This is a genomic window from Methylobacterium sp. BTF04 (assembly GCF_010692745.1).
Taxonomy (GTDB): domain Bacteria; phylum Pseudomonadota; class Alphaproteobacteria; order Rhizobiales; family Beijerinckiaceae; genus Methylobacterium.
Genome location: NZ_JAAHTB010000002.1, coordinates 186,699 through 212,337, shown reverse-complemented (window position 1 = coordinate 212,337; position 25,639 = coordinate 186,699). Strand labels below are relative to the sequence as shown.

Annotated in this window: 25 protein-coding genes and 1 tRNA gene; 12 read left to right on the top strand and 14 right to left on the bottom strand. The window is 68.0% G+C overall.

Annotated elements, in window-relative coordinates:
• From G3T14_RS02470 to G3T14_RS02460, 3 genes are read right to left on the bottom strand one after another with little or no spacing between them, the layout of a single operon-like run.
• Positions 1 to 732, bottom strand: coding sequence for an ABC transporter permease subunit (locus G3T14_RS02470; protein ID WP_163639662.1), 732 nt, complete (start codon positions 730 to 732; stop codon positions 1 to 3).
• A complete protein-coding gene (locus G3T14_RS02465; protein WP_163639660.1) occupies positions 729 to 1,886 on the bottom strand; it encodes an ABC transporter permease subunit in 1,158 nt (385 codons plus the stop codon). Before G3T14_RS02465 ends, G3T14_RS02470 begins: the two co-directional genes overlap by 4 nt.
• Positions 1,883 to 2,821 (bottom strand): glycine betaine ABC transporter substrate-binding protein, encoded by a 939-nt coding sequence (locus tag G3T14_RS02460; RefSeq protein WP_163639659.1) that lies wholly within the window; start codon positions 2,819 to 2,821, stop codon positions 1,883 to 1,885. The genes G3T14_RS02465 and G3T14_RS02460 overlap by 4 nt, the downstream gene beginning before the upstream one ends.
• A gap of 303 nt (positions 2,822 to 3,124) precedes the next feature.
• On the opposite strand from G3T14_RS02460, the gene G3T14_RS02455 reads away from it, so the two are divergent.
• Entirely contained in the window at positions 3,125 to 3,514 is a 390-nt protein-coding gene (locus tag G3T14_RS02455) for a response regulator (RefSeq protein ID WP_163639657.1), read from the top strand.
• Between the two features lie 51 nt (positions 3,515 to 3,565).
• Here G3T14_RS02455 and G3T14_RS02450 read toward each other — a convergent pair whose 3' ends face one another.
• Positions 3,566 to 3,952, bottom strand: a complete 387-nt coding sequence (locus tag G3T14_RS02450) for a YraN family protein (protein ID WP_246732861.1) — start codon at positions 3,950 to 3,952, stop codon at positions 3,566 to 3,568.
• Positions 3,945 to 4,904, bottom strand: coding sequence for a 16S rRNA (cytidine(1402)-2'-O)-methyltransferase (gene rsmI / locus G3T14_RS02445; RefSeq protein WP_163639653.1), 960 nt, complete (start codon positions 4,902 to 4,904; stop codon positions 3,945 to 3,947). Before rsmI ends, G3T14_RS02450 begins: the two co-directional genes overlap by 8 nt.
• Before the next feature lie 176 nt (positions 4,905 to 5,080).
• Here rsmI and G3T14_RS02440 point away from each other — a divergent pair, with 176 nt between their 5' ends.
• Complete coding sequence (locus G3T14_RS02440) at positions 5,081 to 6,307, top strand: penicillin-binding protein activator (protein ID WP_163639651.1); 1,227 nt, start codon at positions 5,081 to 5,083, stop codon at positions 6,305 to 6,307.
• Here the strand turns inward: G3T14_RS02440 and hemW are convergent, their stop codons facing one another.
• From hemW to G3T14_RS02420, 4 genes are all read right to left on the bottom strand, one after another.
• The gene (gene hemW, locus G3T14_RS02435; RefSeq protein ID WP_163639649.1) at positions 6,308 to 7,486 is read right to left on the bottom strand and encodes a radical SAM family heme chaperone HemW; all 1,179 of its coding nucleotides are present in this window, start codon (positions 7,484 to 7,486) and stop codon (positions 6,308 to 6,310) included.
• Between the two features lie 61 nt (positions 7,487 to 7,547).
• A complete protein-coding gene (gene rdgB / locus G3T14_RS02430; protein ID WP_163639646.1) occupies positions 7,548 to 8,183 on the bottom strand; it encodes an RdgB/HAM1 family non-canonical purine NTP pyrophosphatase in 636 nt (211 codons plus the stop codon).
• Entirely contained in the window at positions 8,180 to 8,896 is a 717-nt protein-coding gene (gene rph, locus G3T14_RS02425; protein WP_163639644.1) for a ribonuclease PH, read from the bottom strand. The genes rdgB and rph overlap by 4 nt, the downstream gene beginning before the upstream one ends.
• A 110-nt stretch (positions 8,897 to 9,006) precedes the next feature.
• Positions 9,007 to 9,324 carry a hypothetical protein gene (locus G3T14_RS02420; protein ID WP_163639642.1) on the bottom strand — a complete coding sequence of 106 codons (318 nt, stop codon included), beginning with the start codon at positions 9,322 to 9,324 and terminating at the stop codon, positions 9,007 to 9,009.
• Positions 9,325 to 9,617: 293 nt separating this feature from the next.
• Here G3T14_RS02420 and hrcA point away from each other — a divergent pair, with 293 nt between their 5' ends.
• Positions 9,618 to 10,679 carry a heat-inducible transcriptional repressor HrcA gene (gene hrcA, locus G3T14_RS02415; RefSeq protein ID WP_204262586.1) on the top strand — a complete coding sequence of 354 codons (1,062 nt, stop codon included), beginning with the start codon at positions 9,618 to 9,620 and terminating at the stop codon, positions 10,677 to 10,679.
• Between the two features lie 51 nt (positions 10,680 to 10,730).
• Here hrcA and G3T14_RS02410 read toward each other — a convergent pair whose 3' ends face one another.
• Positions 10,731 to 11,582: a DUF1236 domain-containing protein gene (locus G3T14_RS02410; protein WP_163639638.1), complete on the bottom strand. Its 852-nt coding sequence runs from the start codon at positions 11,580 to 11,582 to the stop codon at positions 10,731 to 10,733.
• Between the two features lie 298 nt (positions 11,583 to 11,880).
• On the opposite strand from G3T14_RS02410, the gene G3T14_RS02405 reads away from it, so the two are divergent.
• Complete coding sequence (locus G3T14_RS02405; RefSeq protein WP_163639636.1) at positions 11,881 to 13,239, top strand: MFS family transporter; 1,359 nt, start codon at positions 11,881 to 11,883, stop codon at positions 13,237 to 13,239.
• 31 nt (positions 13,240 to 13,270) lie between these two features.
• On the opposite strand, the gene G3T14_RS02400 is transcribed toward G3T14_RS02405, so the two are convergent.
• A complete protein-coding gene (locus G3T14_RS02400; protein ID WP_163639634.1) occupies positions 13,271 to 14,095 on the bottom strand; it encodes a 3-keto-5-aminohexanoate cleavage protein in 825 nt (274 codons plus the stop codon).
• A gap of 134 nt (positions 14,096 to 14,229) precedes the next feature.
• Positions 14,230 to 16,059, bottom strand: a complete 1,830-nt coding sequence (locus tag G3T14_RS02395) for a chloride channel protein (RefSeq protein ID WP_163639632.1) — start codon at positions 16,057 to 16,059, stop codon at positions 14,230 to 14,232.
• A gap of 205 nt (positions 16,060 to 16,264) precedes the next feature.
• On the opposite strand from G3T14_RS02395, the gene G3T14_RS02390 reads away from it, so the two are divergent.
• The 6 genes from G3T14_RS02390 to G3T14_RS02365 all read left to right on the top strand — a co-directional run bounded on the left by G3T14_RS02390 (position 16,265) and on the right by G3T14_RS02365 (position 21,186).
• Positions 16,265 to 16,341 (top strand) — tRNA-His (locus G3T14_RS02390).
• Between the two features lie 191 nt (positions 16,342 to 16,532).
• Positions 16,533 to 17,687, top strand: coding sequence for a transglycosylase SLT domain-containing protein (locus tag G3T14_RS02385; RefSeq protein ID WP_163639630.1), 1,155 nt, complete (start codon positions 16,533 to 16,535; stop codon positions 17,685 to 17,687).
• A gap of 143 nt (positions 17,688 to 17,830) precedes the next feature.
• Positions 17,831 to 18,430 (top strand): response regulator, encoded by a 600-nt coding sequence (locus G3T14_RS02380; protein WP_204262575.1) that lies wholly within the window; start codon positions 17,831 to 17,833, stop codon positions 18,428 to 18,430.
• Positions 18,431 to 18,621: 191 nt separating this feature from the next.
• Positions 18,622 to 19,542 (top strand): transglutaminase family protein, encoded by a 921-nt coding sequence (locus G3T14_RS02375; protein ID WP_163639628.1) that lies wholly within the window; start codon positions 18,622 to 18,624, stop codon positions 19,540 to 19,542.
• Positions 19,543 to 19,620: 78 nt separating this feature from the next.
• Positions 19,621 to 20,427: a transglutaminase family protein gene (locus tag G3T14_RS02370; protein ID WP_163639626.1), complete on the top strand. Its 807-nt coding sequence runs from the start codon at positions 19,621 to 19,623 to the stop codon at positions 20,425 to 20,427.
• 105 nt (positions 20,428 to 20,532) lie between these two features.
• Positions 20,533 to 21,186: a L,D-transpeptidase gene (locus G3T14_RS02365; protein ID WP_163639624.1), complete on the top strand. Its 654-nt coding sequence runs from the start codon at positions 20,533 to 20,535 to the stop codon at positions 21,184 to 21,186.
• Positions 21,187 to 21,279: 93 nt separating this feature from the next.
• On the opposite strand, the gene G3T14_RS02360 is transcribed toward G3T14_RS02365, so the two are convergent.
• The gene (locus G3T14_RS02360; protein ID WP_163639622.1) at positions 21,280 to 21,648 is read right to left on the bottom strand and encodes a hypothetical protein; all 369 of its coding nucleotides are present in this window, start codon (positions 21,646 to 21,648) and stop codon (positions 21,280 to 21,282) included.
• 191 nt (positions 21,649 to 21,839) lie between these two features.
• The gene (locus G3T14_RS02355) at positions 21,840 to 22,331 is read right to left on the bottom strand and encodes a phasin (protein ID WP_163639760.1); all 492 of its coding nucleotides are present in this window, start codon (positions 22,329 to 22,331) and stop codon (positions 21,840 to 21,842) included.
• A gap of 206 nt (positions 22,332 to 22,537) precedes the next feature.
• Between G3T14_RS02355 and G3T14_RS02350 the strand changes: the two genes are divergently transcribed.
• Both G3T14_RS02350 and G3T14_RS02345 read left to right on the top strand, forming a co-directional pair.
• A complete protein-coding gene (locus tag G3T14_RS02350) occupies positions 22,538 to 25,204 on the top strand; it encodes an ATP-binding protein (RefSeq protein ID WP_163639620.1) in 2,667 nt (888 codons plus the stop codon).
• Positions 25,205 to 25,277: 73 nt separating this feature from the next.
• Entirely contained in the window at positions 25,278 to 25,541 is a 264-nt protein-coding gene (locus G3T14_RS02345) for a hypothetical protein (RefSeq protein WP_163639618.1), read from the top strand.
• Positions 25,542 to 25,639 lie beyond the last annotated feature (98 nt).

Sequence of the window (25,639 nt, the reverse complement as noted above, 5' to 3'; positions counted from 1 at the left end):
TTATCGCCGCAACATTCCGGCGACGAGGATCAGCGCCGCGTCGCCCAGGAAGGCGAGCGCGGCGGTGGCGGCGGCGCCCTGCAGCATCGGCACGGTGTTCTGGTTCTGGAGTCCGGCGATGATGGGGGTGCCGAGGGTCGATGCGCCCGCCAACGCTCCGACCGCGGCGGTGGCCACGGCGAGCACCAGGGCGGTGCGCAGGGCCTCGAGGATGACCGGCCATGCCAGTGGGAGCTCGACCCGGGTCAGGATTTGGGCCTTGGTCAGCCCCACGGCACGCGCTGCGTCGAGGGCGTCTGGCGACACCGCCTGGATCCCGCCGACGGTGCCGCGTAACACCGGCATCACCCCGTAAGCCACCAGCGCCAGAAGCGTCGGTGGTCCGCCGAAGCCCAGCACAGGAAGCGCCAGCGCCACCACCACCACCGGAGGCACCGCCTGCGCGCCCGCGGCGATGCTGTCGATGGCCGGCCGCGCTGCGGCGGCGAAGTCTCGTGTCGCCAGGATACCGAAGGCGATCCCCGCCAGTGCCACGAGGATGAAACCGGTGCCGGCCAGTTGCAGATGCTGCCAGGCCAGCTCCGACAGGCGGTGAAGATCGAGTGCCCGTCGCGGTGGCTCGCCGAGGGCTTCGGCCAGACGGATCGCCACCGGTGGCAGACTCACCGCGCCGAGTGCAAGGCCGGTGAGGCCGAGGCCGAGGGCCGGCCGCACGCGTTTAATTAGCGTCATGCCCGCAACCGGAGACGCGCGGCGTCTTCGGCGAGGCTCAGGCCCCGCTCGGCTCCGAGCGACAGGGCGACGATGGGAATCGCGCCGAGCAGGATGAGGTCCGGCGCGAATTGTGCCATCCCATCGAAGACGATCCGGCCGAGGCCCCCCGCGCCGATCAACGCGCCGAGGGTAGCGAGCCCGAGGCTCTGTACCGCGGCGACCCGCAGGGCTCCCACCAATATCGGTGCGCCGAGCGGCAGGCGCAGGCGCCAGAGAATCTGGCTGCGGGTGAGCCCAAGCCCCGTGGCGGCGTCGAGGCTCGCCGGATCGGGCGCCCGCAGGGCGGTGGCGAGCCCGCGCCACAGCGGCAGCAGCAGATAGGCGGCGATGCCGATCAGTGCCGGCCCGGCGCCGAGCGCCGAGAGGCCGATATCGCGCAGGCTCGGCACTAGGCGCAGGAGGCCCGACACCAGGGCGACCAGGGCTCCGAGTAGCGCAACCGCAGGAATCACCTGAACCCCTCCGACCAGGATTGCGACGAGGCCCTGGCCCCGTCGCCACAGGGACAGCAGCACGGCGCCCGCGATGCCGAGGAGCACCGCGCCCCCCGCGAGCCCGAGATGCTGGAGAACGGCTTCGTTCACCGCCTCGCGCCGGGCGGCGTATTCGACGGCAAGCGACAGGCTGTCGAAGGCTCCGAGATGGCCGGCCGTCCCAAGGATCGCGAGGAGCAGGACCGGAACGAAGAGCCCCAGGCCGGCGATGCGGCTTGCCTGAACGGCGAAGCCCATCGTGAAGGAGAGGAGAGCGGCAGCGCTCCAGATGCCGGCGCCTAAGCTGGCGCGTGCCGCCGGCGGCTGACCAACCATCCGATGCGCCGCGCCGGCCCCGAGCCCGAGAGCGAGAAGGATGGCACACAGAGCCAGAAACCCGAGAGCGACGAGGGCACGCCGCCGCGTCGTCGCCGCCACGAGAAGGCCTACGCAGAGCGCCCCGGAGGCCAGGATTGCGGCAACCCACCAGCCAAACACCTCCAGTCCATACACCGGTGTACCGACGACGAGGCGATTGGGCGCGATGCGCAGCGCCGGCAGCGTCAGGAGGGCGACAGCCATTGCAATGACCCAGCCGAGCGCCAGGATGCCGGGTAGCGGCCGGATGCGTGCGCTCACGCCAACAACCCCCGCTCGGTCAGGTACCGACGTGCCACCGTTTCGGGTACCTCACCCTGGACCGTGATCGCGGCGTTCAGCGCGCGCAGGATTGGGGCGTCGAGGCCGTCGAACACCCGCGCCAGAGCCGGGCGAATGCCGGGGTGGCGGGCCAAGGTCCCGGCTCGGATCACCGGGGCCACTTCGTAGACGATCTGCGCTCCGAGCGGATCACTCATCACCGCGAGGTCGAGGGCCGACAAAGCGCCGTCGGTCCCATAGACCATGCCGGCATTGACGCCGCTGATCCCTTGGGCCGCCGCTCGCGCGGTCACGGCGGTGTCGCCTCCGGGCAGGCTGATGATGCGATCGGCCTCCAGGTGGAACCCGTAAGCCGACTCGAAGGACGGTAGCGCAGCAGGGCTCTCGACGAACTCGGTGGAGGCCGCAAGCAGGATCAGGCCCTGGCGTACCGCGCCGGCGAAATCCGCCATGCTACTGAGATGTTCGCGCCGGGCGAGCGCGCCGTTGATCGCGATCAGCCAGGTGTTGTTCGCGCGCGCCCGGTCGAGCCAGACGAGGCCGCGGGCGGCGTCGCTCCGTCGGATTGTGTCGAAGGCGCCCTCCGAGGTCTTCCAGGCCGGGTCCGCCACGGTGTCGGTGAAAAACGCGCCGTTGCCGGTATATTCCGGATAGACGTCGATCTCTCCCGACAAGAGGCTGTTGCGCACGATCAAAGTCGGCCCGAGGCCGAGCTTGCGTGTGACCGACAGGCCGAGATGCTCCAGCATCAGGGCGATCATCGCCCCCATGAGCGCACCTTCGGTGTCGCTCTTGGAGGCAACGACGATCGGAGCGTCTGCGGCACGAACCGTGCCGGACACCACCAAGGCCGCGAGCCCGGCCAAAGCCACGCGGCGGGTTTTCAGGCATGCCCAGCGTGGGGATGCTAACATGCGTTAGGACGATGTGATGGCGGTCGACCCCGATGATCCGGGGCGTGACGCGCAAATGTATCACCTTGTAACATCCAGGCCCCGACCCTTGTATTCATACGCCGCGAAGCGCTTGACACGCTCCGCGGAACGGGCGACGCCTCGCTCTCGCTTCGGAGCGCTGTCCATCGATCGAGAGGGCTGGCGGTCCCGCATCGCCTAAAATCCGGAGCGGTGATCGCCCTCGACGAGATCGATCCCGAACCGAGCCTGCAAAGACGACGTTCCAAGACGTGGAACGGAGCGAAGGGAAGAATCCTCGGCGTGAGTGTTCAAGTGAACGAAGACCTTTTGGATGGGGCTCGCGTGCTTGTCGTCGAGGACGAGGCTGCGATTTCTATGCTGCTCGAAGACATGCTGCTCGATTTCGGCTGTACGGTGGTGGGTCCTGCGGCCCGCCTCGCAACCGCCCTCGAGATGGCCGATTCCGAGACCTTCGACGTCGCGATCCTCGACGTCAACGTGGCGGGTGAGCCGATCTATCCCGTGGCCGAGGCCATCGTGAAGCGCAACTTGCCGCTCGTCTTCTCGACGGGTTACGGCGGCGCCGGTATCCGTGAGCCGTTCCGCGATCGCCCGGTGGTCCAGAAGCCATTCAGCCAGGCCGATCTCAAGCGCACGCTGATCGCCGCCCTGGCTGCCGCCAAAGCCTGAGTTTTCTAGGGCGCCGCTTCTAGAAACGGGCGCCGCTTTTCGACCGGCCCGTCACCCGCCGTCGAGGGGAAATGCGTCTGGCACGTGCGCCGGCCATGAGCCAGGCGCCACGAAGACCGCGTCCGCCCGGAACGTCAGGCCGTCGAGCCTTGGATGCCGGGAGATCCACATCCGCGCCGCGCGTGAGAAACGCATCCGCTTGCGGCCATCGATGGCGCCGCGCGCAGTGTCGAGACTCGCCCGCGCCTTGACCTCGACGAAGGCGATGGTCGCGCCTCGTCGCATGATCAGGTCAATCTCGCCGCCCGCCGCCGAAAAGCGCCGATCGAGCGGGCGATAGCCCTTCACCATCAAGGCGATCAGCGCCAGTGCCTCTCCGGACAGGCCGCGCCCATAAGTCGCCCGGCGGCGGGCGGCGGCCTTTTCCTCGTCAGCCATCGTCGCGCCGGGCGAGCGCCAGCGCGCGGGCATAGACCACCCGGCGTGGCTGGCCGGTCTCTTCGGCCACGAGCGTCGCCGCGTCCTTGATCGAGTGCCGGGCGAGCGCCAAAGCCAGCGCGGCGTCGAGACCCGCATCGGTCTCCGCCGCGTTGGGCTCCTCCGGGCTCGTGCCGATCACCACCACGACCTCGCCCTTGGGCGCGCCCTCCTCCGCGAAGGTCGCGGCCAGCGTGCCGAGGGTGCCGCGCCGGATGGTCTCGTAGAGCTTGGTGAGTTCGCGTGCGACCGCCGCCGGCCGCGCCGGGCCGAGGATCGCCACGGCATCGACCAGCATCTCGGGCAGGCGATGGGGCGATTCGAACAGGACGAGGGTGCCGGGGATCTGGCCCAGAGCCTCCAGGCGATTGCGCCGGGCACCGGATTTATGCGGCAGGAAGCCCTCGAAGAAGAACCGATCGGTGGGCAGGCCCGCCGCGACGATGGCGGTCATCACGGCGGAGGGCCCCGGTATCGGTGTCACTTCGATGCCAGCCTCAATCGCCGCCTGGACCAGCTTGAAGCCGGGGTCGGAGACAAGCGGCGTTCCCGCATCCGAGACGAGCGCCAGCGCCTCGCCGTTCTGCATGCGGGCGATCATCCGCTCGCGAACGGCGGCGTTGGAATGCTCGTGATAGGCCACCAGCGGCGTGGTGATCCCGTAATGCATCAGCAGGGTACGGGTGACGCGGGTATCCTCCGCCAGCACCGTGTCGGCGGCGGCCAATGTCGCCAGCGCCCGGAACGAGACGTCCTTGAGATTCCCGATCGGGGTCGCCACCACGTGCAGGCCGGGATCGAGCGCCTGTGCCTCCGCCGCGAGGCCGAAGGCGGTGAAGGTCGCGGGCGGTTTGGCGCCGGCCTCCGGGCCGTCCCTGCGCCGCCGGATGCGGTTGTCGATTTTCTGAGTCATGGCGCCGACCTTGCCACGCCGGACGCCTTTTGCGGAATGCGTGGAGCGGGCGGCGCGCACATTTACTTTTCACTCTTAGACTTTAAGCGTGATCTCTGGAGCATCGGCTCGGGACGTGGATGCCGGTCATCGGTAAATGCCGATGCCGTCGGACTGCGACGAAGGACTGCTTTGCGATGGCGCGCGCGAACGGGCTCGGAACGGGCATCACACGGGGGCTCGCCCTCCTTCTGGCCGCGAGCCTGCCCGTCGGTCTATCGGCGTGTGTCGGCGGTCCTGACGGCGGCGCCCGCGTCCAGAGCCGTACGCCGGCGGCGCCGGCAGAGACTGCTCCCACGGAGACGGCCGGCGCGACCCGGATCGGGACCGGTTCGGTCAAGATCGCCCTCATCGTACCGCTCACCGGCCCGGGCTCGGCGGTCGGCGCGGCTCTGCGCAACGCCGCCGAACTCGCCATCGAGGATTTCCAGAAGCCGGATCTCCAGATCCTGGTGAAGGACGATCGCGGTTCGCCCGAAGGCGCGCGCGATGCGGCGCAGGCCGCCATTGCGGACGGCGCCGAACTGGTGCTCGGGCCACTGTTTGCCGCCAACGTCCAGAACGCGGCCGGGGCGGTGCGGGCGGCGGGCAAGCCGGTCATCGCCTTTTCCACCGATGCGAGCGTGGCGGCCCGTGGGATCTACCTCCTGAGCTTCCTGCCGCAGGCGGAAGTCGACCGCGTGGTCGACGAGTCGGTGGCCTCGGGCCGCCGCTCCTTTGCCGCGCTAATCCCCGAGAACAGCTACGGCAATGCGGTGGAGGCGCAGTTCCGCGAGGCGGTGGCCCGCAAGGGCGCCCGGATGGTGGCCATCGAGCGATACGCTCCGGGAAATCCTGCGCCGGCGGTGGCGCGCCTGTCGGGCCTCGTCACCGGACCGAGCGCGCAGGCCGATGCGCTGTTCCTGCCCGATACGAAGGACGGTCTCGCTGCGGTGGCGCAGGCGCTCACCAAGGCCGGGTTCTCGCCCACGCGGGTACGGCCCATCGGCACCGCGGTGTGGAACGATCCTCAGGTGTTTGCCCTGCCGGCGCTGCAGGGCGGCTGGTTCGCGGCCCCCGATGCCGCGGGCTTCGCCGGCTTCTCGCAGCGCTATCAGGCGCGCTTCGGTGCCGTGCCGCCGCGGGTGGCGACGCTGGCCTACGACGCGGTGTCGCTCGCTGCCGCGCTGTCGCGGCAATACGGCTCGCAGCGTTTTGCCGACACGACGCTCACCAACCCCTCGGGTTTTTCCGGCATCGACGGGACATTCCGGTTTCGTCCGGAAGGGGTCAGCGACCGGGCGCTCGCGATCTATGAGATCCGCAGCGGCGCGCCGACCATCGTCAGCCCGGCGCCGCGGGTGCTTGGGCCGTCCGGCACCTGATCAGGCCGCCAAGGCCGCGACCACCGCGTTGAGCACCGGCGCCCCGCGCGGTGTCGCGGCGATGCGCCCGTCCGGCCGCGCCACGATCAGGCCGTCCTCGATGAGGGTCGCGATGCGCGCTTGGTCGAGCGGGCGCCCTTTCAGGATCGCATAGCGGGCCGGATCGATGCCCTCGGACAGGCGCAGGCCCATCATCAGGAATTCGTCGGCCTGCGTCTCGGGCGGCAGCGTCTCGGTCTCGACGATGCCGTGCCCGTCGCGTTCCACCCGGGCGAGCCAGGCCTCGGGGGTCCGCTCCGTGATGGTGCCGATGCGGCCGTCAGGAGCGACGAGGCGGCCATGGGCGCCGGGGCCGATGCCGGCATATTCGCCGTAGCGCCAATACAGCAGGTTGTGACGGGACTGCGCGCCGGGGCGCGCGTGGTTGGAGATCTCGTAGGAGGCGAGCCCCGCCTTGTCGCAGACCTCCTGGGTCACGTCGTAGAGCGCGCGGGCCGCGTCGTCGTCGGGCGGCACCAGCTTGCCGGCGGCGGCAAGCCCGAAGAACGGCGTGCCCGGCTCGATGGTGAGCTGGTAGAGCGAGAGATGCTCGGCGGCCCGCGCGATGGCGTCGTTCAGTTCGGCGCGCCATGCCGCGATGGTCTGGTCGGGGCGGGCATAGATCAGGTCGAAGGAATAGCGCTCGAAATGCGCAGCCGCGACCGCGACGGCGTCCATCGCCTCGCGTGCGGTATGCAGCCGACCGAGGGCCTTGAGCGAGGCATCGTCCATCGCCTGGACCCCGAGCGAGACCCGGTTGACGCCGGCCGCGCGGTAACCACGAAAGCGCCCAGCCTCGACGCTGGTCGGATTGGCCTCCAGGGTGATCTCGACGTCGGGTTCCGTTCCCCAGGCCTGACCGATCGCGTCGAGCAGGCCCGCCACGGTGGCGGGCTGCATCAGTGAGGGCGTACCGCCGCCGAGAAAGATGCTGGAAACGGTGCGGCCGGGCGTGCGTGCCGCCACATGGGCGATCTCGGCGCGGAACGCCTGGAGGAAACGCGCCTCGTCCACCGGCGCATGGCGCACGTGGCTGTTGAAGTCGCAATACGGGCACTTCGAGGCGCAGAAGGGCCAATGGACGTAGACCCCGAAGCCCGCGTCGCGGGTCGGATGGTCCGGGCCTGTCGGTTGGGTCATCGGGCGGATGTGCGCGCGGATGGGCGTTTTGGCAATCCCGCGCGCTGGCCCGCGCGCTGGATCACACCGGTCGCCGCAGGCAGCACCGCGCCAGCAGTACGAAGGCGCGCGCACGATGCGAGAGCGCTTCGCCGGTCTGCCAATCGACCCCGTGCTTCTCCTCCGACGAGATTTCGCCGAAGGTTCGGGTGTGCCCGTCCGGCTGGAACATCGGGTCGTAGCCGAAGCCCTGCGACCCGCGCGGGGCGACGAGATCGCCGAAGACCCGGCCTTCGAAGGTCTCGGTATGCCCATCGGGCCAGGCGATGACCAGGGCGGAGACGAAATGCGCCCGCCACGTGGTGGCACCGCGCTTGTCGAGTTCGTCGGCGATCCGCGCCATGGCGCCGGAGAAGTCCTTCGACGCACCGGCCCAGCGGGCAGAGAACAGGCCGGGCGCGCCGTCGAGCGCATTGACGCACAGGCCGGAATCGTCGGCGAAGGCCGGCAGGCCCGAGGCCGTGGTGGCGGCGTGCGCCTTGATCGCGGCGTTCTCCGAAAACATCGTGCCGGTCTCGTCCGGCTCCGGCAGGCCGAGTTCGCCGGCCGAGACCGCTTCGACGCCGAAGGGCGCCAACAGCTCGCGCATCTCCACGAGCTTGCCGGCATTGTGGGTGGCGATAACGACCTTGCCGGTGAGGATCCGGTGCGCGCTCATGCGGCGATGACCTGCTTCTGGAGCGCGACGAGTTCGGCGCAGCCGCCCTTCGCGAGACGGAGCAATTCGAGCAACTCGGCTTCCGAAAACGGTTTGCCCTCGGCAGTGCCTTGAACCTCCACGAGGCCGCCCGTGCCGGTGATGACGAAATTGGCGTCGGTCTCGGCGCCCGAATCCTCGGCGTAATCGAGATCGAGGACGGCCACACCCTTGGAGATGCCACAGGAAACTGCGGCGACATGCTCGCGCAGCGGGTCCACCGAGATGATCGAGCGGCCGCGCATCCAGGCGAAGCAATCGTGCAGCGCGACCCAGGCGCCGGTGATCGCCGCGGTGCGGGTGCCGCCATCGGCCTGGATCACGTCGCAATCGACGGTGATCTGGCGTTCGCCGATGGCCGGCAGGTTGGTGACGGCGCGTAGGGAACGCCCGATGAGGCGCTGGATCTCCTGGGTGCGCCCGGAGGGCTTGCCCGAATTGACCTCGCGGCGGGTGCGCTCGTGGGTGGCGCGCGGCAGCATGGAATACTCTGCGGTGACCCAGCCCTTGCCGGAACCCCGCAGCCAGGGCGGGCCGCGCTCTTCGAGGGAGGCGGTGCACAGCACCTTGGTCTCGCCGAACGTGACGAGGCAGGAGCCTTCCGCGTAGCGGGCGACGGCGCGCTCCAGGGTGACCTTGCGCAGTTCGTCGTTGGCGCGCTTCGAGGGCCGCATCGCCGCTCTCCCATGTGATGTGTCAGGACGCGGCTCTTAGGCTCCGGGGCTTCCACCGGCAAGCGAGCGCCGAGAAGCGGAGCGCTCCGATGGAGCGCTCCGGACCTGTCCTAGTAGAAGTGGCGACGGCCGTGATGATGACCCCGGTGATGGCCGAAGTGCCGGCCGTAGCCGTGGCCGCGGTGATGGCCATAATGATGGCCGAAGTGGCGGCGATGCCCGTAATGGCGGTGGTGGTGATGGCCGCGATGGTGCGCGTAGCCGCCGTACTGGACGTGCGTCAGGCCGGCGGCCGGGCCGGCGACTTCGGTGGAGACGATGGCCGGGGCGGCCTGCGCGCTCTTCGGGGTCGCAAACATCATCGCGCCGAAGAGGGCGCAGACGACGGCGAGAGACCTCAGGATCGTTGATCGCGGTGTGCTGGTCATGGACGACGGCTCCTCAAGCGACGCTGCGGTTCCCGATCCCCCTGAAGGAAATCGGACCGAGCGGCATGAAACGCAGGTTTCGGGCGGATCGTCTCAACCGGGCGTTCGATTTATTTTACTTGCCGACCCGGATTAAGAACGCATCGGCTTGACCATCGAGGTGCGAGAAGTCGGTTGGCAGTCCTGGGCAGCGGCGATGCGGAGCATTGTGCAAAGGCCGGGAGGCGGACACACTCGCGCGTCAGGAACCCATTGTGACCGAGCCCGCCCGCCCCTCCTCCTCTCCGCAACAGATGCAGGTTCTCGCTGCGCTCAACGAGCGTGCCCGCGAGATCTTCCGGCAGATCGTGGAAAGCTATCTCACCACCGGCGAACCGATGGGATCGCGCAATCTCGCCCGCATCCTGCCGATGGCCCTGTCCCCGGCGTCGATCCGCAACGTGATGGCGGATCTGGAGCATTCCGGTCTGATCTACGCGCCGCACGCCTCGGCAGGCCGGCTGCCGACCGAGCAGGGCCTGCGCTTCTTCGTCGATGCGATGCTCGAACTCGGCGATGTCGGCCGCGAGGAACAGGAGCGGATCGAAGCGCAGATGCGGGCTGCCGCCTCTGGGCACACCTTCGACAGTGCTCTCGCCGAAGCCTCGACGCTGTTGTCGGGGATTTCGCGTGGGGCCGGCGTCGTGTTGACCACCAAGACCAACGTCCATCTCAAGCACATCGAGTTCGTGCGGCTCGATCCTACCCGCGCCCTCGTGGTGCTGGTCTCCGATGACGGCTCGGTGGAGAACCGGCTGCTCGACCTGCCGCCCGGTTTGCCTGCCAGCGCCCTTCAAGAGGCTTCGAACTACCTCAATGCCCGCCTGCAGGGCCGCACCCTCGGCACCCTTCGCTCCGAGATCGAATCCGGCCGGCAGGCGATGAAGCGCGAACTCGACGCGATTACCGAGCGCCTCGTCGATGCCGGCCTCGCGGTCACCGTCGGTCCGTCGGATGCGCGCCAGCTCATCGTACGCGGGCAGGCCAATCTCCTCGACGATCTGCGCGCGGTAGAGGACCTGGAGCGCATCCGCCTGCTGTTCAACGATCTCGAAACGCAGAAGGACGTCATCGAACTCCTGTCGCGGGCCGAGGGCGGCGAGGGGGTGCGCATCTTCATCGGCTCGGAGAACAAGCTGTTCTCGCTGTCGGGCTCTTCGATGATCGCCGCACCGTTTCGCGATGGCGCCCAGAAGATAGTCGGGGTCGTCGGCGTGATCGGGCCGACCCGGCTCAACTACGCGCGGATCGTGCCGATGGTGGATTACACCGCGCGGGTGGTCTCGCGGATGCTGGATCGCGGCACGCATCGCTGATCGAAAGGGCGCCTCAGCGCCCTTCCACTTTTTCTCCAAGGATCGGTAGCTCTACCCCCGGATCACGTCGACGATCTCGTAGGTGTCGGGATCGACGATGACGATGTCGTCTCCCACCAGCACGTAGCGGTAATCCTCGTAGTCCGGCGCGAACCGGAGGATGTCCGGCGGCAGGTCGTAAAGGGTGTAGCTGCGGGCGACGGCCGCGCCGACCGTGAGCGCGAAGGCGCCTGCCGCGAGGCGGGGTACGCCGCGACGAAAGACGCTCTGGCGAAACTCGGTCCGCTGCGGTGCCCCAAGGCGGCCATAGGCGCCCCGGACCGCGCCGCGTTCGCCACGCCCGCCCCGGTCTCCACGGTCCATCCGTCCGCCACGCTCGCCCCTGCCCTCGCGGTCGGCCTTGCCGTCGCGGTCCGCCGGACCGCCACGATCCATCTTGCCGTCGCGATCACCCTTGCCATCGCGGTCCATCTTGCCGTCGCCGCGCTCTCCGGGCTGACCGGCTTTCGCGTCGCCGGATCGACCTGCACCGGGACGGTTGTCATCGCCGCCGCGTCCCATCTCACCTTGCGGGTTGCCGCGCTGCGCACCCGCACCGCCGCGCTCGGCGCCACCCGCACCCCGCTCGGCTCCGTTCGGGCCTGCACCGCCACCCGCGCCGCGCTCAGCTCCGGCCGGGCCAGCACCACCACCCGCACCCATGCCTCCGGCTCCGCCACCGCCGCGCGCACCGCCGGGGCCGCCCGCACCGCCGCCCGCGCCACCGCCGATGCCGGCACCGCCACCCGCCCCGCCGGGACCGCCACCTCCGGCCCCGCCCGCCGGACCGCCCTGGCCGAAGGCCGTCGTCGCGCCAAAGACGAGGGCGGCGGCCGCCACCGTGCTGCGAAAGAGTTTGCTCATGGGGACGTTTCCAATTCCATCTTTCGACGACGCCGTTCGACATCGATGCGCAGCCGCAACGAGGATCTGTTGAAAACCGTTCCAGAGATATTTGGCTAAGCTTGGCAATGTCTTTCTCATAGAGCCTTCGAATCGTATCGGAATTCTTTCGGTTCGACCCTCCACAACTCGGTTGCCCGCCCCGACCTCCGCGCGCGGTCCTAATCGGATGATGCCCTTGTGAAATTCCAGCCGACGCTTAACGTCCCGGCAAAGCGCGGCGAAAGCCGAGCGTGATAAAGAAATCCAGGGGAAGCGTATGTCGGACAGTGCAGGAACCCTATCGACGGGGCTCGATCAGGCGGCGGACAGCCGCCGACGCATCAAGGCCATCGTCGCATCGTCATCGGGCAATCTCGTCGAGTGGTTCGACTTCTACTGTTACGCCTTCTTCGCCCTGTACTTCGCGCCGGTATTCTTCCCCGAGGGTGACGATACCAGCCAGCTCTTGAAGTCGGCGGCCGTGTTCGCAGTGGGGTTCTTCATGCGGCCCATCGGCGGCTGGTTGTTCGGCCGCCTCGCTGATCGCCTCGGCCGCAAGAAATCGATGATGATCTCGGTGCTGATGATGTGCGCCGGCTCGCTGATGATCGCCGTGTTGCCGACCTATGCCAGCGTCGGCCATCTGGCCCCTGCCCTGCTGCTGCTGGCCCGGATGATCCAGGGCCTGTCGGTGGGCGGCGAGTACGGCACCAGCGCCACCTATATGAGTGAGATCGCTGTGAAGGGCCGGCGCGGGTTCTTCGCATCGTTCCAGTATGTCACACTGATCGGCGGCCAGTTGCTCGCCTCTCTGGTGCTGATCATCCTGCAGGCCGTTCTCACCGCGCCGCAGCTGACGGCGTGGGGCTGGCGCATTCCGTTCGTGATCGGCGCGCTCGCGGCCGTGGTCGCTCTCTACCTGCGCTCGTCGCTCACCGAGACCGCTACCAAGGAGGACATGGCCTCCAAGGAATCCGGAACCTTCACGGCGCTGGCGAAGCATTGGCGCGCGTTCTGCGTGGTTCTGGCCTATACGGCCGGTGGGAGCCTGAGCTTCTACACCTTTACCACCTATATGCCGAAGTATCTCTTCAACACCGCGCATATCGACAAGGTTACCGCTTCGCAGATCTCCACCGCCGCGCTGCTGGTCTACATGATCATACAGCCGTTTTTCGGCTGGCTCTCGGACAAGATCGGCCGGAAGGCCAACATGCTGCTTTACAGCGGTCTCGGAACCCTGATGGTGGTGCCATTGATGACCACCATCGGCAGTACCACCGACCCGATGCTGTCCTTCGGCCTGATCATGATCGGCCTGACGGTGATCAGCTTCTACACGGGCATCAGCGGCATCGTGAAGGCGGAGCTGTTCCCGACGCAGGTCCGCGCTCTCGGCGTCGGCCTGTCCTACGCGGTGGCGAACTCGCTGTTCGGCGGCACCGCCGAGGCGGTCGCCCTGTACCTGAAGCAGATCGGCTCCGAGAGCACGTTCTTCTGGTACGTCACCGTGATGCTCGGCATCGCCTTCGTCGCCTCGCTGATCATGCCGAACCCCAAGCGGCACGGTTATCTCGACGGCGACGGCACCGTCGAGGAAGCGCTCGGCGCCAAAACGCGCCTCGTCCCTGCCTGAACTGGTCCATGCCTGAGGGCACGGGCGATGCTCAGCGAAGGCCGAGCATCGCCCGCGCTTCTGCCGGACTCGCCGGGCGAGCCCCGTGCCGCTCGCACAAGGCGACCGCCACCCGAACCAGGTCGGCATTGCCGTCGGCGAGTTGGGTTTTCGACAGCCGGATGTTGTCTTCGAGCCCGGTGCGGACTCCGTCCGCGCCGCGCTCCAGGGCCCAGCCCATCACCGCGCTCTGATGGCGGCCGATGCCCGCCGCCGTCCAGGTGGCTTTCGGCAGGAGATGGCGCATCTCGGCCAGCAGCAGGTCGAGGAGCCTCGGCTCGGCCGGCATCGCGTTCTTGACGCCCATCACGAATTGCACGTGCGGGCGCTCGTCCATCATCCCCGCATCCACCAGACGCCTGGCGCCGTGCAGGTGCGACAGGTCGAAGATCTCGATCTCGGGCCGCACCGCGTTGGCCTTCATCGACGCGGCGAGTTCGGTGACGAGGGCGGCCGGATTCTCGTAGACGATGGTCGGAAAGTTCACCGAACCGGTGGAGAGCGAGGCCATATCGGGCCGCAGCGGCAATGACAGGCCGCGCGCTGTCGGATCGCGTCCGCGCCCACCGGTGGAGAACTGGACAATCATCCCCGGACACGCGGCCGCGACGCCGGCCTGGACCTGCGCGAACAGGGCGGGATCCGAGGACGGAGATTCGTCGGGGTTGCGCACGTGGATGTGCACCAGCGACGCGCCTGCCGCATAGGCGGCGCGGGTCGAGGTGATCTGCTCGGCCGGCGTCACCGGCACGGTCGGGTTGTCGGATTTGCGCGGCACGGAGCCGGTGATCGCGACGGCGATGACGACGGGGCGCATGGCGTGCTCCTGTTTCTTCCCGATGGCCGTTGTCGGTTGCGGTCGGCGCCGCAACGCGGCGATCCGGTCCGACTTCGTGGCCGTTGGCCGGCTCTCGACTCCAGATCGACCCGGCGGGGTCGGCCGTCAATGGCTCAGGCCGTCTCCCCCAGCATGGCGCGCCGTTGTCGGTCGAGTTCCTCGCTGTAGCGCTTGAGGGTGTGGCTCTCGGTGAGCAGCCCGATGACGCGACGGGTGCCGGCATCGACGACGGCGAGCGCCTCGCTCTCGGTCCGGTCGAAGGCGGCGGCGGCGATCTTGGCGTTCATGTCGGCGGTGAGCACGTCCTGGCGGTGGCGCAGCAGGTCGGCGAGGGTGGGCGCCGGTCCCGCGCCGTTGCGGACGGCGGCATGCGCATCCGGCACGAGGACGATGCCGGCATAGCGCTCTTTTCCATCGACGACGACCACGCGCGAGGGCGATCCGAGAGGGTGCGCGCGCAGAAAGGTGGCCAGCGGCTGATCGAGGGGGGCGGTCGCCACTTCGCGCCGCATCAGTTTGCCCACCGTGAGGCTGCGGATCCAGCCGACGTCGTGGGCGCTCCGGATGCTCTCGCCGCGCAAGTGGAAGCGCCACGTGGCGAAGGAGTAGCCGAAGGTTTTTCGCACCGTCAGCGAGGAGGCGATGACCGCCACGAGGACGAGGCCGGTGACCGGAAAGCTGCCGGTGAGTTCGAGTGCCAGGAACGTCATGGTGAGCGGGCCGCCGATCACCGCCACCGCCAGCGCGCTCATGCCGATCACCGCGTAGGCGAGCGGGGTGAGACCGAAGGCGGCGATTCCCGGCACCAGCGTCGGCATGGCGGCGGCGAACACCTCGCCGGCCAGCGCGCCGAGGAACAGCGAGGCGAAGAACAGACCGCCGCGAAACCCCGAGCCGATGGAGATCGCCGACGCGGTAGCCTTGGCGGCGAACAGCAGGGCCAGGGCACCGACGCCCATCGCCGGGCCGTCCGCATTGAGATGGAGGTGGAGCGCCCCGTGCCCGCCCGAGAGCACCTGAGGCGAGATGGCGAGCGCAAGCGCTCCGACGCAGAGGCCGCCGATGGCCGGCGCGACCGCCCCCGGCAGGCGGCTCGCGCGGATGCCGGCCTCCACCAGCGTGACCCCGCGCATGATCAGGATGCCGAGCCCGGCACAGAGCAGGCCCAGGGCCAGGCTCGGCAGCGTGTCGGCGCTGGTGATGGCGGTGGTGGTGATCGCGTCGATGCCATCCACCGTGACGATCGCCGGCTGCGCCACCAGGGCGCGGGCGACGACGCTGCCGCACAAAGCCGCGACCACGACGGGGGTCAGGGTCGCGATGGAATAGGTGCCGATGATCAACTCGAAGGCGTAGAACGCCCCCGTCAGCGGTGCGCCGAAGGCGGCCGCGATGGCGGCGGCTGCACCGCATCCCACTAGGGTCCGCTGATCGGTCCGCCGCAACTCGAACGATAGGCCGAGGCGCGAGGCCAGCCCGGCGCAGATCTGGGTATAGCCGGCCTCCAGCCCCACCGAGGCGCCGCACCCGTTCGAAATCATGTTCTGCACCGCGACAAGCGCGGAATCGCGCATGGACATGCGTCCGCCATGGAGCGCGTTGGCCTCAATCGGATCGATCACCGCATGACGGGCGCGCGTTCGCCGTCGCGCCACCGCGATCGCCAGGAGCCCGAGCATCATCCCGCCGAATGCCGGTGCGAGCAGGACGAAGACCGGCGACAGATCGAGGGCGGCGCTGACCCGTACGCCGGATGGCAGGCGATAGAGCACTTCGCGCAGCGCCTGGGTGGCGATGCCCATGGCCGCCACCGTCGCTCCCGAGCAGCACCCGACCAATCCGGCCAGCGCCACCAGGCCGATCTCGCCCCCGCGCACGAGAGCCCGAAGGCGCGCCGGCGCCTGGACGAGAACCTGATCGGTGAGAGAGCGCCGCGGGGGCATGCTGTGCGGCTGCATTGACGCGCTGGGATTCGCTTCGAGTGAGGCTGGGGTTTGCACCCTCTGGGGCCTTCAGCTTTATGGCCGTGCCGTACGGGCGTCGACCTGTTCCGGCCCGCATTCGCGCCGATTGCACGCTCCCGAACAGCAAAACGATTCACAGGAGGCGCTTGAAAACCGATCGGGCACGCGATACAGCCCCCTCAGTGCCGCCATAGCTCAGTTGGTTAGAGCGCTTGATTGTGGATCAAGAGGTCCCCCGTTCGAGCCGGGGTGGTGGTACCATTTCGAGATTTCCCATAGCGTTGACGTGAACAACCCTCGCGCTGCCGAGCAGCGTGGGGCCGGACATGTGCGAAAACGCTCTCGACACGCCAGCCGACATTGCCTTGGGATAGCCACAACCTAGGCCGTGTTGTTGCCACATCTGCCACGCTATCCTCCCCCGTCGCCGTTTACGGGGTTGGGTCGAACAGATGCAGGATCGCACGGTCGGATCGTCACGGAATGCTGCCGTCAGGGGCGCGCTGCATGCGCGCAACGGGATCGGCAAGGCCTCCGCAGGCTCCGATGCGCTGACCTTCGGTGCGACGGTCGCCCGTGATCATGGCAGCCGGCCGGCGCTGATGCGCTCGGTCTTGACGATGGTGCTCCTCGCCGGTGGCCTCGGCACTATCCTCTCGTACGCCGCCGGTCCCAACGGCGCCGTGCTCGGATCGGTGGTCCAGTCGGCCCAGGCCATGACCGAGATCGCGATGCCGCGGCCCCGTATCGCGATCGCCCCGATCCTCGACACGGCGCCCACGGTCCTGACCGCATCCTCCTCCTTCGCGCCGATCCACGACCTCGACACGGAACTCGGCTCGAATGCCGTCGATCGGGTGTCCTACGATTACCTGCTCGCCGAGAGTGCCGTCGGCGATCCGAACGACATCCTCGAATTCGGGCCGATGAAGATCCGGCGCCACCTCGTGCAGAAGATCGTCCGCGCCGCGCAGGCGGTGCAGACCGATCCGGTGCTCCTGATGGCAGTGGCGGACAAGGAATCGAGCTTCATCACCGAGGTCCAGGCCAAGACCTCCTCGGCCACTGGCCTGTTCCAGTTCATCGAGCGGACTTGGCTCGGTGTGCTGCGCGACTTCGGTCCGAAATACGGGATGGCGCAGGACGCAGCCCTTGTGGTGACGGGCGATAACGGCCGCCCAATGGTGGCCGACCCGGCCGAGCGCGCGCGTATTCTCGAACTGCGCCGCGACCCCTACCTGTCGGCGCTGCTCGCCGGCGAGATGCTGAAGCGGGATGCCGCCCGCATCGCCCTGCGCATCGGCCGCGACCTCTCGCTCGGCGAGGTCTACCTCGCCCACTTCCTCGGCCCGGACGACGCCGAGGAATTCCTCGCCACCGTCGCCGACAAGCCCAAGGCGGCTGCAGCGCAGATGCTGCCCGGTCCGGCACGCGCCAACAGGACGATCTTCTTTGCCGCCCAGCGCGGCCGTCGCAAGGCGTCGAGCCTCTCCGTGGCGCAGGTCCACGAGAAGTTCGAGGCGATGATGAGCGCTCGTGGTGCCCGCTACCGCGACGTCCGCTCGGTGGCCGGTGTCATGGCTTATGCCGATGCATCGGCGGAGTGAATCGCGTAACGTCCAGTACGTTCGTTGATTCTGCGCGGCAACCGACCACTCCGTCCCGGCTTTAATGTCCACGCGGCCGGTCCGGTGCGCGTCGCGAGACCCGAGACGGCGGAGGCAATCGCTTGCACGATCCGAAAGGCACGTTGCCAGATCCAACCCCGCCCCGGCCCCGCGCGGCGGCGACGGATACGCTGACGCCCGGCCTCTCCCTCGACCGGATCGGCCAGGCGCTCGCCTCGTTCTACGACGACCTCATCGCCGAAGGCGTACCGGAACATCTCGCCGGACTCGTGCGGCAGGTGCGCCAGCCCGATCCGGACCCCATCGTGGCCCCGCGGAAGCCAGCGACAACCGCGCCGAAATCCGGCCGCCTCGCCCTTGTCGTGGAGGACGATGCCGCCACCCGCGCGCTGGCGGAGATGCTCCTCGAAGAGACCGAACTCGGCGTGCTCGGATGCGACAGCGCGGAATCGGCGCTGACCCTCATGCGTGAGCATAGCGGCGAGGTCGCGCTGGTCTTTGCCGACGTGCGCCTCGCCGGTGCGATGGACGGCCTCCAACTCGCCGCCGCCATCGCCTTGCTGTGGCCGACGGTGCGGGTGGTCGTGACGTCGGGCCGGCGCGCCGAACGGCCCGCGACCCTGTCGCCCCAGGCGGTGTTCATTCCCAAGCCCTGGCGGCCTTTCGACCTCCTCGTGGAGGCGGAGCGTGCCACCACCGAGACGCAGCCCATCGTTCTCTAATGCTATAGGCGGGCGGTAGCTCCATGGTGGGCAACGTGATCGGGGTCCCTCGAGAGCGAGCGCCGATCCTTGGGGACGGACCTCTCTCTCTCGTGATCTCCGTCTGAATTCCCTGAGGGCGACCACACCGGGCGCACCTCTTGCATCATACCCGTCAAGGCTGCGCCGATCGGCGCGGCGGAGCGTACCTCGTGCCGATCCTGTCCGTTCGCCATGTCACCACCTATCGCTACCGCCAGCCCGTGGGGTTCGGCGAGCATCGAATCCTGTTCCGGCCGCGCGACAGCTACGACCAGCGTTTGATCGCGGCAAACCTGAAGATTACGCCGGAGCCGCACAGCCTGCGCTGGCTTCATGACGTGTTCGGGAATTGCGTGGCAGTGGCCTCGTTCAAGGGACGCGCGGCCACGCTGACCTTCGAGTGCACCATCACCCTCGACCATACGCCGGAACTCGCTCCAGAATTTCCCCTGGCGCCCCATGCCGCCTTCTACCCGTTCGGCTACAGCGCCGACGATATCCCCGATCTGAGCCGATCGATGGAGCGTCAATATCCGGATCCCCGCAACGAGGTCGATGCCTGGGCCCGCAGCTTCGTGCCACCCGAGGGCCGAATCGGAACCCAGGTTCTCCTCGCCGAGATGACCCGCAGCGTGCGGAGCAGCTTCGCCTACCTCGCCCGCCAGGAGAAGGGTGTGCAGGACCCGGTCACCACCCTGCGATTGAAGCGCGGCAGCTGTCGCGACTTTGCGGTGTTGATGATCGAGGCGGTGCGTGCGCTCGGCATGGCTGCCCGCTTCGTCTCGGGGTACCTCTACAACCCGCGTGGCGACCGGACTCGCCATGTCGGCGGTGGTTCGACCCATGCCTGGGTTCAGGTCTACCTGCCGGGAGCCGGCTGGATCGAGTTCGACCCCACCAACGGTATCGTCGGCAACCGCGACTTGATTCGGGTGGCTGTGGCACGAGACCCGCGCCAAGCGGTGCCTCTACATGGCTCGTTCTTCGGATTTCCGGCGGACGACTTGGGCATGACGGTGAGTGTCCAGGTCGATGAAGTCGAGCCGAGTTCTCAGGATCAACGGGTGCCGGACCCGATGATCACGCGATGAACGTCGCGCCGGGTTCCACCGATGATGGAACCCGGCCGGCCGGGATTGTAGTGCGAAATCAAGGATCGGGTGAGCGTCATGAAGATCAGGACTGGGTTCGACATTGCCTTCGAATCGGTTCAACCGACACCGATGATCCTCGCGCTGAGCGTGCATCCATCGCGGATGCCCGATCTGCTCACGCCGCATGTGATTAGCTTCGATCCGCCGATCCCGTCGCAGGAATATCGCGACGTGTTCGACAACATCCTCACGCGCATCGTCACTCCGCCCGGTCGGCTGACGATCTCGGCGGATTTCGTCGTGCAGGATTCCGGCCTGCCCGATGTCTACGCGCCCTACACCCATCAGATCGAAGTCCAGAACCTGCCGTCCGACGTGCTCGTCTACCTGCTCGGCAGCCGCTACTGTGATACCGACAAACTGTCGGAGACGGCATGGTCCCTGTTCGGCGGGACGCCGATGGGCTGGGCTCGCGTCCAGGCCATCGTCGACTACGTCCACGACCGCATCCACTTCGACTATATGTGTGCCGATGCCACCCGCACGGCGTGGGACGGCTTCATGCAGCGCCAAGGTGTCTGCCGTGATTTCGCGCATCTCGCAGTGACGTTCTGCAGGTGCATGAATATTCCGGCCCGCTATTGCACCGGCTATCTGGGCGATATCGGTATACCGCCGGTGCCTGATCCGATGGATTTCTCGGCGTGGTTCGAAGTCTATCTCGACGGCGGCTGGTATACCTTCGATGCACGTCACAACACCCCGCGCATCGGCCGGATCGTGATGGCCCGGGGCCGCGATGCGACCGATGTCGCGATCACCACCAACTTCGGTTACTCGCATCTCGCCCGTTTCGATGTCCACACCGACGAGGTGTTCTGAGATCTGCCATTCCGGCGTTGACGAAATCTTCATGGGTCAATGGAACCGACAGCCCACGCTTACGCTTGTATAGCAAAGGTTACGGCATAGGTAAGGGCATCTACGATGAAGACCTTGGCGACCGCCCTCGCGGGCATTCTCGGTGTCTGCGCAGTTTCCGCCGGCCCCGTAAAGGCGAGCCCCTACGATCCGTTCGGGACCGATCCGGGCGGCGATTACTACTCCGATCCGGCCTATGGCCAGACCGGAGCCAGCCCCTACGGGTATCAGGGCACCGTCGGCCAGGGTGTCCAGGCCGCCCCCCAGGCGCAGGTCGCTCCGATCCCGCGCGAAATCGTAGCGTTCCAGGCAGATTACAAGCCTGGCACCATCGTCGTCTCGACGGCCGAGCGCCGTCTCTATCTCGTTCTGCCGGACGGCGAGGCGCTCCGCTATGGCGTCGGTGTCGGCCGTCCGGGCTTCACTTGGTCCGGCACCAAGACGGTGACCGCCAAGCGCGAATGGCCGTCGTGGACCCCGCCGGCTGCGATGATCGCCCGTCGCCCTGACCTTCCGCGCTACATGGCCGGTGGTGTCGAGAACCCACTCGGCGCCCGTGCGATGTATATCGGCAGCACCGAGTACCGGATCCACGGCTCGAACGAGCCGGACACGATCGGGCAGGCCGTGTCTTCGGGCTGTATCCGGATGACGAACGACGACGTCACTGATCTCTATGAGCGCGTGAAGGTCGGCGCGAAGGTCGTCGTCCTGAACTAGGTCATCTCACAGTTCTCTCGCCTAAAAGAAAAAGCCACACCATCGTAGGATGGTGTGGCTTTTCGAGTTTGCGGGGCCGAATGACTGTCGAGACTACGGGACCACTCGCCCGACCGCCGTCTGGGGGCCGCTCATGGGCGAGATCGGCATGTCGCAGAAGCAGCGAGCGCCAAGCGGGCGCGGACCCGGCAGCGGGCAGGAATAGGGTTTGGGTCCGGTGAAGCCGGATTGAACCGCATCGCAATTGAGGCCTGTCGCCCGGCGCGGAGCCGTCGGGCGCTCGCGTCCCTCGTAATAGCCCCGGCGCGGCGGTGGCGGCACGTCACGGTCGTCATAATCGTAAGCCCGGCGCGGCATGGGGCGGCCATATCCGTCTTCGTAATATTGGGCGCTGGCGGTCTGAGACCCCAGCGCGCCGGCCAGGATCAGGGCCGCAAGGCCGATTCGGTGGGCAGGTCGCATGGCGCTTCGCCTTCTTCGACATATCCGGCAACCAGGCGGAGGGCCTGGCGCGGCATCGCCACGGTTAGGAGACGGTCGTGGCGGAGACAAGGCCAGCGCCGGCCGCCTTTCGATCACGAGACGAGAACGGCCCGCCCTGCTTTCGCAGAACGGGCCGCCGTTACTCGGTCACGCTGACCGCTAAGCGCGTTTCAGGAGTTGGTGGCGTTCCGCATGGCCTGCTCGGCATCGGCGCCGGCCTTGCGCGCTGCTTCGGTGCCCTGCTCCATCGCCTTGCGGGCGTGCTCGGCACCTTCCTGCATCACACCCTTGGCCTTCTCGGCGCTCTGCTGCATCGCCGTCTGAGCGAGACCGCCGAACTCCTTGGCCTGGGCCTGGATCGCGGCGAACTGGCTGCGCACGAACTCGGCCTGATGCTGCATCGCTTCCTGCAGGTCACGCGAACGAACGAGCTTCTGGGCGAGGTCGAAGGCGGCGTTCACGTTCTGCTCGGCGAACTCGAACCCGCGGGCCGAGACGTCCTGCGCGCTGGTGCGGGCGGTCTCGGTGGAGCCCTGGACGGTGTCCGCGGTCCGGCGGGCGGCGCCAATGAACGAATCGAAGGCCTTGCGGGCCTGATCGACGCTCTTTTCGGCGAAGTCGCGCATTTCGGCGGGAACCTCATAGTTCGGGGTGCTGGTCATCATCCTCTCCTCTATGCCTTGCTTGTTGATCGTTTGTTGTGCGGTGCACAATAGCACACCCTCGACCCTTTGCCACCCTGCCGGGACGCATTAGGGTTGATAACAGGTAAACGTGTAGCAGCGCCGTCCGGAGTCCACATCCGGCGCGCGGAGAGACTAAATAAACCTCGCGACGTCCCCGGTTTTGTCATGCGCAACAGGTAAGAATGTCCGATAGCGGGACCATTGGGCCTCACCAGGGCGACGACACGGCGATTGGTGCAGCGCTCCGGCGCTGGGCCGGCGATGCGCGATTCGGGGCGCGTCTCGCCTCCGATGCGGGCGTGTTCCTGGTGCTCGACGCATCGGGTAGGTGCATCCGCTTCGCCTCGGCCGGCGCGCGCGCTCTGGCGGCCGCTGTGTCCGGGCCGGACGCGCGCCTTGCACCGGCCCTGCGGATCGCCGATCAACTCGGCTTACCGAGACTGGTCATCGATCGTCCGATCCTGGCGCGCATCCGCTTCGATCAGCGCGGCATCGCGGTTCCCGAAACCTGTACGCTCGTTCGCACCACCCTTGCCGATGGCGAGGTGGTGCTGATTCTCGCCCTCGTCGGGCTGCCTCCGCGGCTGCGGGCGCTCACCCCCGAACGGGCAGCGCCCGCTGATGCCACCGCTGCCGAAGGTGCGCCGCGTGCGGTTGCTCCGGCGGAATCCTCGCCCTTCTCAGGTGGGACGGCGCCGCAGCGGTTCGTCTGGCGCAGCGATGCGGCGGGCATTCTCACCGAGATAGCCGGTCCTGCCAGCGCCGCCTTGCGCGACATCGTGATCGCCCGCGCGTGGAGCGCCCTATCGGAATCCGGCATTCTCATCGATGCCGAGGGCCTTCTGAGTGCGCTGAGCCAACGCCGGACGTTCCGGGCCATTCCGGTCACGCTGATGCGCCCTGGGGCGGACGGCCCGGTCGATCTCGAATTGTCCGGGGCGCCCCTCGATCGGATGGGCGGCGGCTTCGGCGGCTTCGGGTTGGTCCGGTCCTCCGCAAGTGTCCCGCCAAGCCCCGACGTTCCCGCGCGGCCGGAGCCCGAGATCACGACCATCGCGGAGGCGCTCGCCCCCGTCGCGCCGATCGTGCCGGTCTCGGACGCCGCACCCGACGAGACCGAGATGTGGGCGAACGATGCGGCGCTGGACGAGGCGCCGCGTCCGGCAGAGGCCGCCTTGCCCGATCCGCATCTCTCCAGCAACGAGCACGATGCCTTTCGCGAGATCGCGCGGGCCCTCGGCGCCCGCTTTGCCGGGGACGAGGCGCCGATGCCACGCGACTCCGATGCGGTGGATGGCGAAACCGAGCGCGCCTGTGCGGTGATGCCGTTTCCGGCCCAGCCGCCACGTCCCGTCGAGGCCGCGATCGTCGAGCCCGATGCCGCCGTGATCGCGACCCTCGCGCGCCTGCCCACGGGGGTACTGGTCTATCGCGGCGACACGATCCTGTTCGCCAACGGGCCGCTGCTCGATTTGCTCGGCTTCGAGGATCTGTCCGCGCTCGCGGTGTCCGGCGGGGTCGGGCGGTTGTTTCGTGGGCTCCTCCCCCATGAGCGAACCGACGCGGACACGCCGGCGGTCCTGTTCACCCGCGACGGGACCAGCCTGGCCGTCGATATCCAGCATTCCGCCATCGACTGGGCCGGCGCGCCGGCCGAGCTTCTGCTCGCCCGCGATGCCGCTCCGGGCGACGCCTTGCGCCAGCACGCCGCGACTGCGATTGCGCAGGACTTCGCTCATCGGAGCGGCACTGCGGCGCTGGCAGCCCTCGATGTCATCGACGACGGGGTCGCGATCCTCGATGCGAATGGCCGGATCATCAGTCTCAACCGCGGCGGCGCCGCCATCCTCCAACTCGACCCGCGCGAGGTCGTCGGCGCCAGCTTCCTCAGCCTCTTCGCCAGCGAGAGCGCGATCGACGTGCTGGCGATCCTGCATGGCGTTCCGGGGCCTGCCCCGGGTACGCCGCAGGAGGTCCACGAGGTTCCCGCACGCTCCCGCTCCGGCGGACGCCCGCTTCAGATCCGCGTGTTTCCGATCAACGACATGGACGAGCGGCGCGCCTGCGCCGTGATCCGCGACGTCGCCGCGGCCCGCAAAGCCGAATCCGAAGCGGTGAATGCGCGACGGATCGCCGACGCGGCCAATGGCCAGAAGTCGGACTTTCTGGCGAAGGTAAGCCATGAGATCCGAACCCCCATCGGCGGGATTCTCGGGCTCACCGATCTGATGCTGGCCGAGCAGCACGGCCCCGTCGGGGGTGAGCGCTATCGCGACTATCTCGGCGATATCCGAGCGGCCGGGGCCCATGTCCTGGATCTCGTCGACGACCTCCTCGACCTCGCCCGGATCGAGGCCGGACGCCTCGACCTCACCGTCACGGAAATTCCGCTCAACGAGATCGTCTCGCGGTGCGTCGCCCTGTTGCAGCCCCAGGCGGCGCGCGACCGGATCGTCGTGCGCACGAGCTTTTCGGAGGACCTCGCGACGCTGATGGCCGACGAGCGCTCCGTGCGCCAGGCGGCGCTCAACGTCATCGCCAATGCCATCGCCTTCACCGAGGCGGGCGGACAGGTGATCGTGTCGACGACGATGGCGGATCGCGGCGAGATCGCCCTGCGGGTGCGTGACACCGGCATCGGCATGACGCCGGACGAGGTGGAGATCGCGCTGGAGCCGTTCCGGCAGGTCGATGCTTCGGGGTCCCGCAAGGGAACGGGCCTGGGCCTTCCGCTGACCAAGGCCCTGGTGGAAGCCAATCACGGCCGCTTCCGGATTTCGAGCCGGAAGAACGAAGGCACCCTGGTGGAGATGCTGTTTCCCGTCATCGCCGCCGCGAAGAGCGCCTGACCGCGCTGCTAAGCCATCGGCGGGAAACTCGCCTCCCCTGTGTGCGTTGACCGCGTGAGAACAGGAGGTTCCCATGCGTAACACGATCATGATCGTCCTGGCGGGGCTGTGCCTGCCGGCCGCCGGACTTCCCGCCGCCGCGCAGGGAGCGGGTGCCACCACCGAGCAGAATCTCGGTTCTGCCGGCCAGTTTCGTAACATCACATCGACCGGCGTGACGAAGCCGCCGGGTGCCACACTGGATAGCAGCGCCAACCCGCGCTCGCTCGATACACCGAAGAAGAACCGTGCCCTCGACCGAAAGATCGAGACGGGAATCTGCGTCGGCTGCAACTGACCATTATCTACGCACAACTCTGTCGGCCTGCCCCTGAAGTATCATCCCGCAACGCTTGCGGCGGATATCTCCTTGCGCCTAAGAAGGTATTCGGAAGC

What these genes read in the sequence shown, in the direction of transcription:
- G3T14_RS02395 (WP_163639632.1), bottom strand. Translation starts at nt 16,059, where the DNA reads ATGCCCCCGCGGCGCTCTCTCACCGATCAGGTTCTCGTCCAGGCGCCG.
- G3T14_RS02385 (WP_163639630.1), top strand. Translation starts at nt 16,533, where the DNA reads ATGCAGGATCGCACGGTCGGATCGTCACGGAATGCTGCCGTCAGGGGC.
- G3T14_RS02460 (WP_163639659.1), bottom strand. Translation starts at nt 2,821, where the DNA reads ATGTTAGCATCCCCACGCTGGGCATGCCTGAAAACCCGCCGCGTGGCT.
- G3T14_RS02355 (WP_163639760.1), bottom strand. Translation starts at nt 22,331, where the DNA reads ATGACCAGCACCCCGAACTATGAGGTTCCCGCCGAAATGCGCGACTTC.
- G3T14_RS02420 (WP_163639642.1), bottom strand. Translation starts at nt 9,324, where the DNA reads ATGACCAGCACACCGCGATCAACGATCCTGAGGTCTCTCGCCGTCGTC.
- G3T14_RS02365 (WP_163639624.1), top strand. Translation starts at nt 20,533, where the DNA reads ATGAAGACCTTGGCGACCGCCCTCGCGGGCATTCTCGGTGTCTGCGCA.
- hrcA (WP_204262586.1), top strand. Translation starts at nt 9,618, where the DNA reads ATGCAGGTTCTCGCTGCGCTCAACGAGCGTGCCCGCGAGATCTTCCGG.
- G3T14_RS02410 (WP_163639638.1), bottom strand. Translation starts at nt 11,582, where the DNA reads ATGAGCAAACTCTTTCGCAGCACGGTGGCGGCCGCCGCCCTCGTCTTT.
- hemW (WP_163639649.1), bottom strand. Translation starts at nt 7,486, where the DNA reads ATGACCCAACCGACAGGCCCGGACCATCCGACCCGCGACGCGGGCTTC.
- G3T14_RS02345 (WP_163639618.1), top strand. Translation starts at nt 25,278, where the DNA reads ATGCGTAACACGATCATGATCGTCCTGGCGGGGCTGTGCCTGCCGGCC.
- rph (WP_163639644.1), bottom strand. Translation starts at nt 8,896, where the DNA reads ATGCGGCCCTCGAAGCGCGCCAACGACGAACTGCGCAAGGTCACCCTG.
- G3T14_RS02470 (WP_163639662.1), bottom strand. Translation starts at nt 732, where the DNA reads ATGACGCTAATTAAACGCGTGCGGCCGGCCCTCGGCCTCGGCCTCACC.
- G3T14_RS02400 (WP_163639634.1), bottom strand. Translation starts at nt 14,095, where the DNA reads ATGCGCCCCGTCGTCATCGCCGTCGCGATCACCGGCTCCGTGCCGCGC.
- G3T14_RS02440 (WP_163639651.1), top strand. Translation starts at nt 5,081, where the DNA reads ATGGCGCGCGCGAACGGGCTCGGAACGGGCATCACACGGGGGCTCGCC.
- G3T14_RS02405 (WP_163639636.1), top strand. Translation starts at nt 11,881, where the DNA reads ATGTCGGACAGTGCAGGAACCCTATCGACGGGGCTCGATCAGGCGGCG.
- G3T14_RS02350 (WP_163639620.1), top strand. Translation starts at nt 22,538, where the DNA reads ATGTCCGATAGCGGGACCATTGGGCCTCACCAGGGCGACGACACGGCG.
- G3T14_RS02450 (WP_246732861.1), bottom strand. Translation starts at nt 3,952, where the DNA reads ATGGCTGACGAGGAAAAGGCCGCCGCCCGCCGCCGGGCGACTTATGGG.
- G3T14_RS02370 (WP_163639626.1), top strand. Translation starts at nt 19,621, where the DNA reads ATGAAGATCAGGACTGGGTTCGACATTGCCTTCGAATCGGTTCAACCG.
- rsmI (WP_163639653.1), bottom strand. Translation starts at nt 4,904, where the DNA reads ATGACTCAGAAAATCGACAACCGCATCCGGCGGCGCAGGGACGGCCCG.
- rdgB (WP_163639646.1), bottom strand. Translation starts at nt 8,183, where the DNA reads ATGAGCGCGCACCGGATCCTCACCGGCAAGGTCGTTATCGCCACCCAC.
- G3T14_RS02360 (WP_163639622.1), bottom strand. Translation starts at nt 21,648, where the DNA reads ATGCGACCTGCCCACCGAATCGGCCTTGCGGCCCTGATCCTGGCCGGC.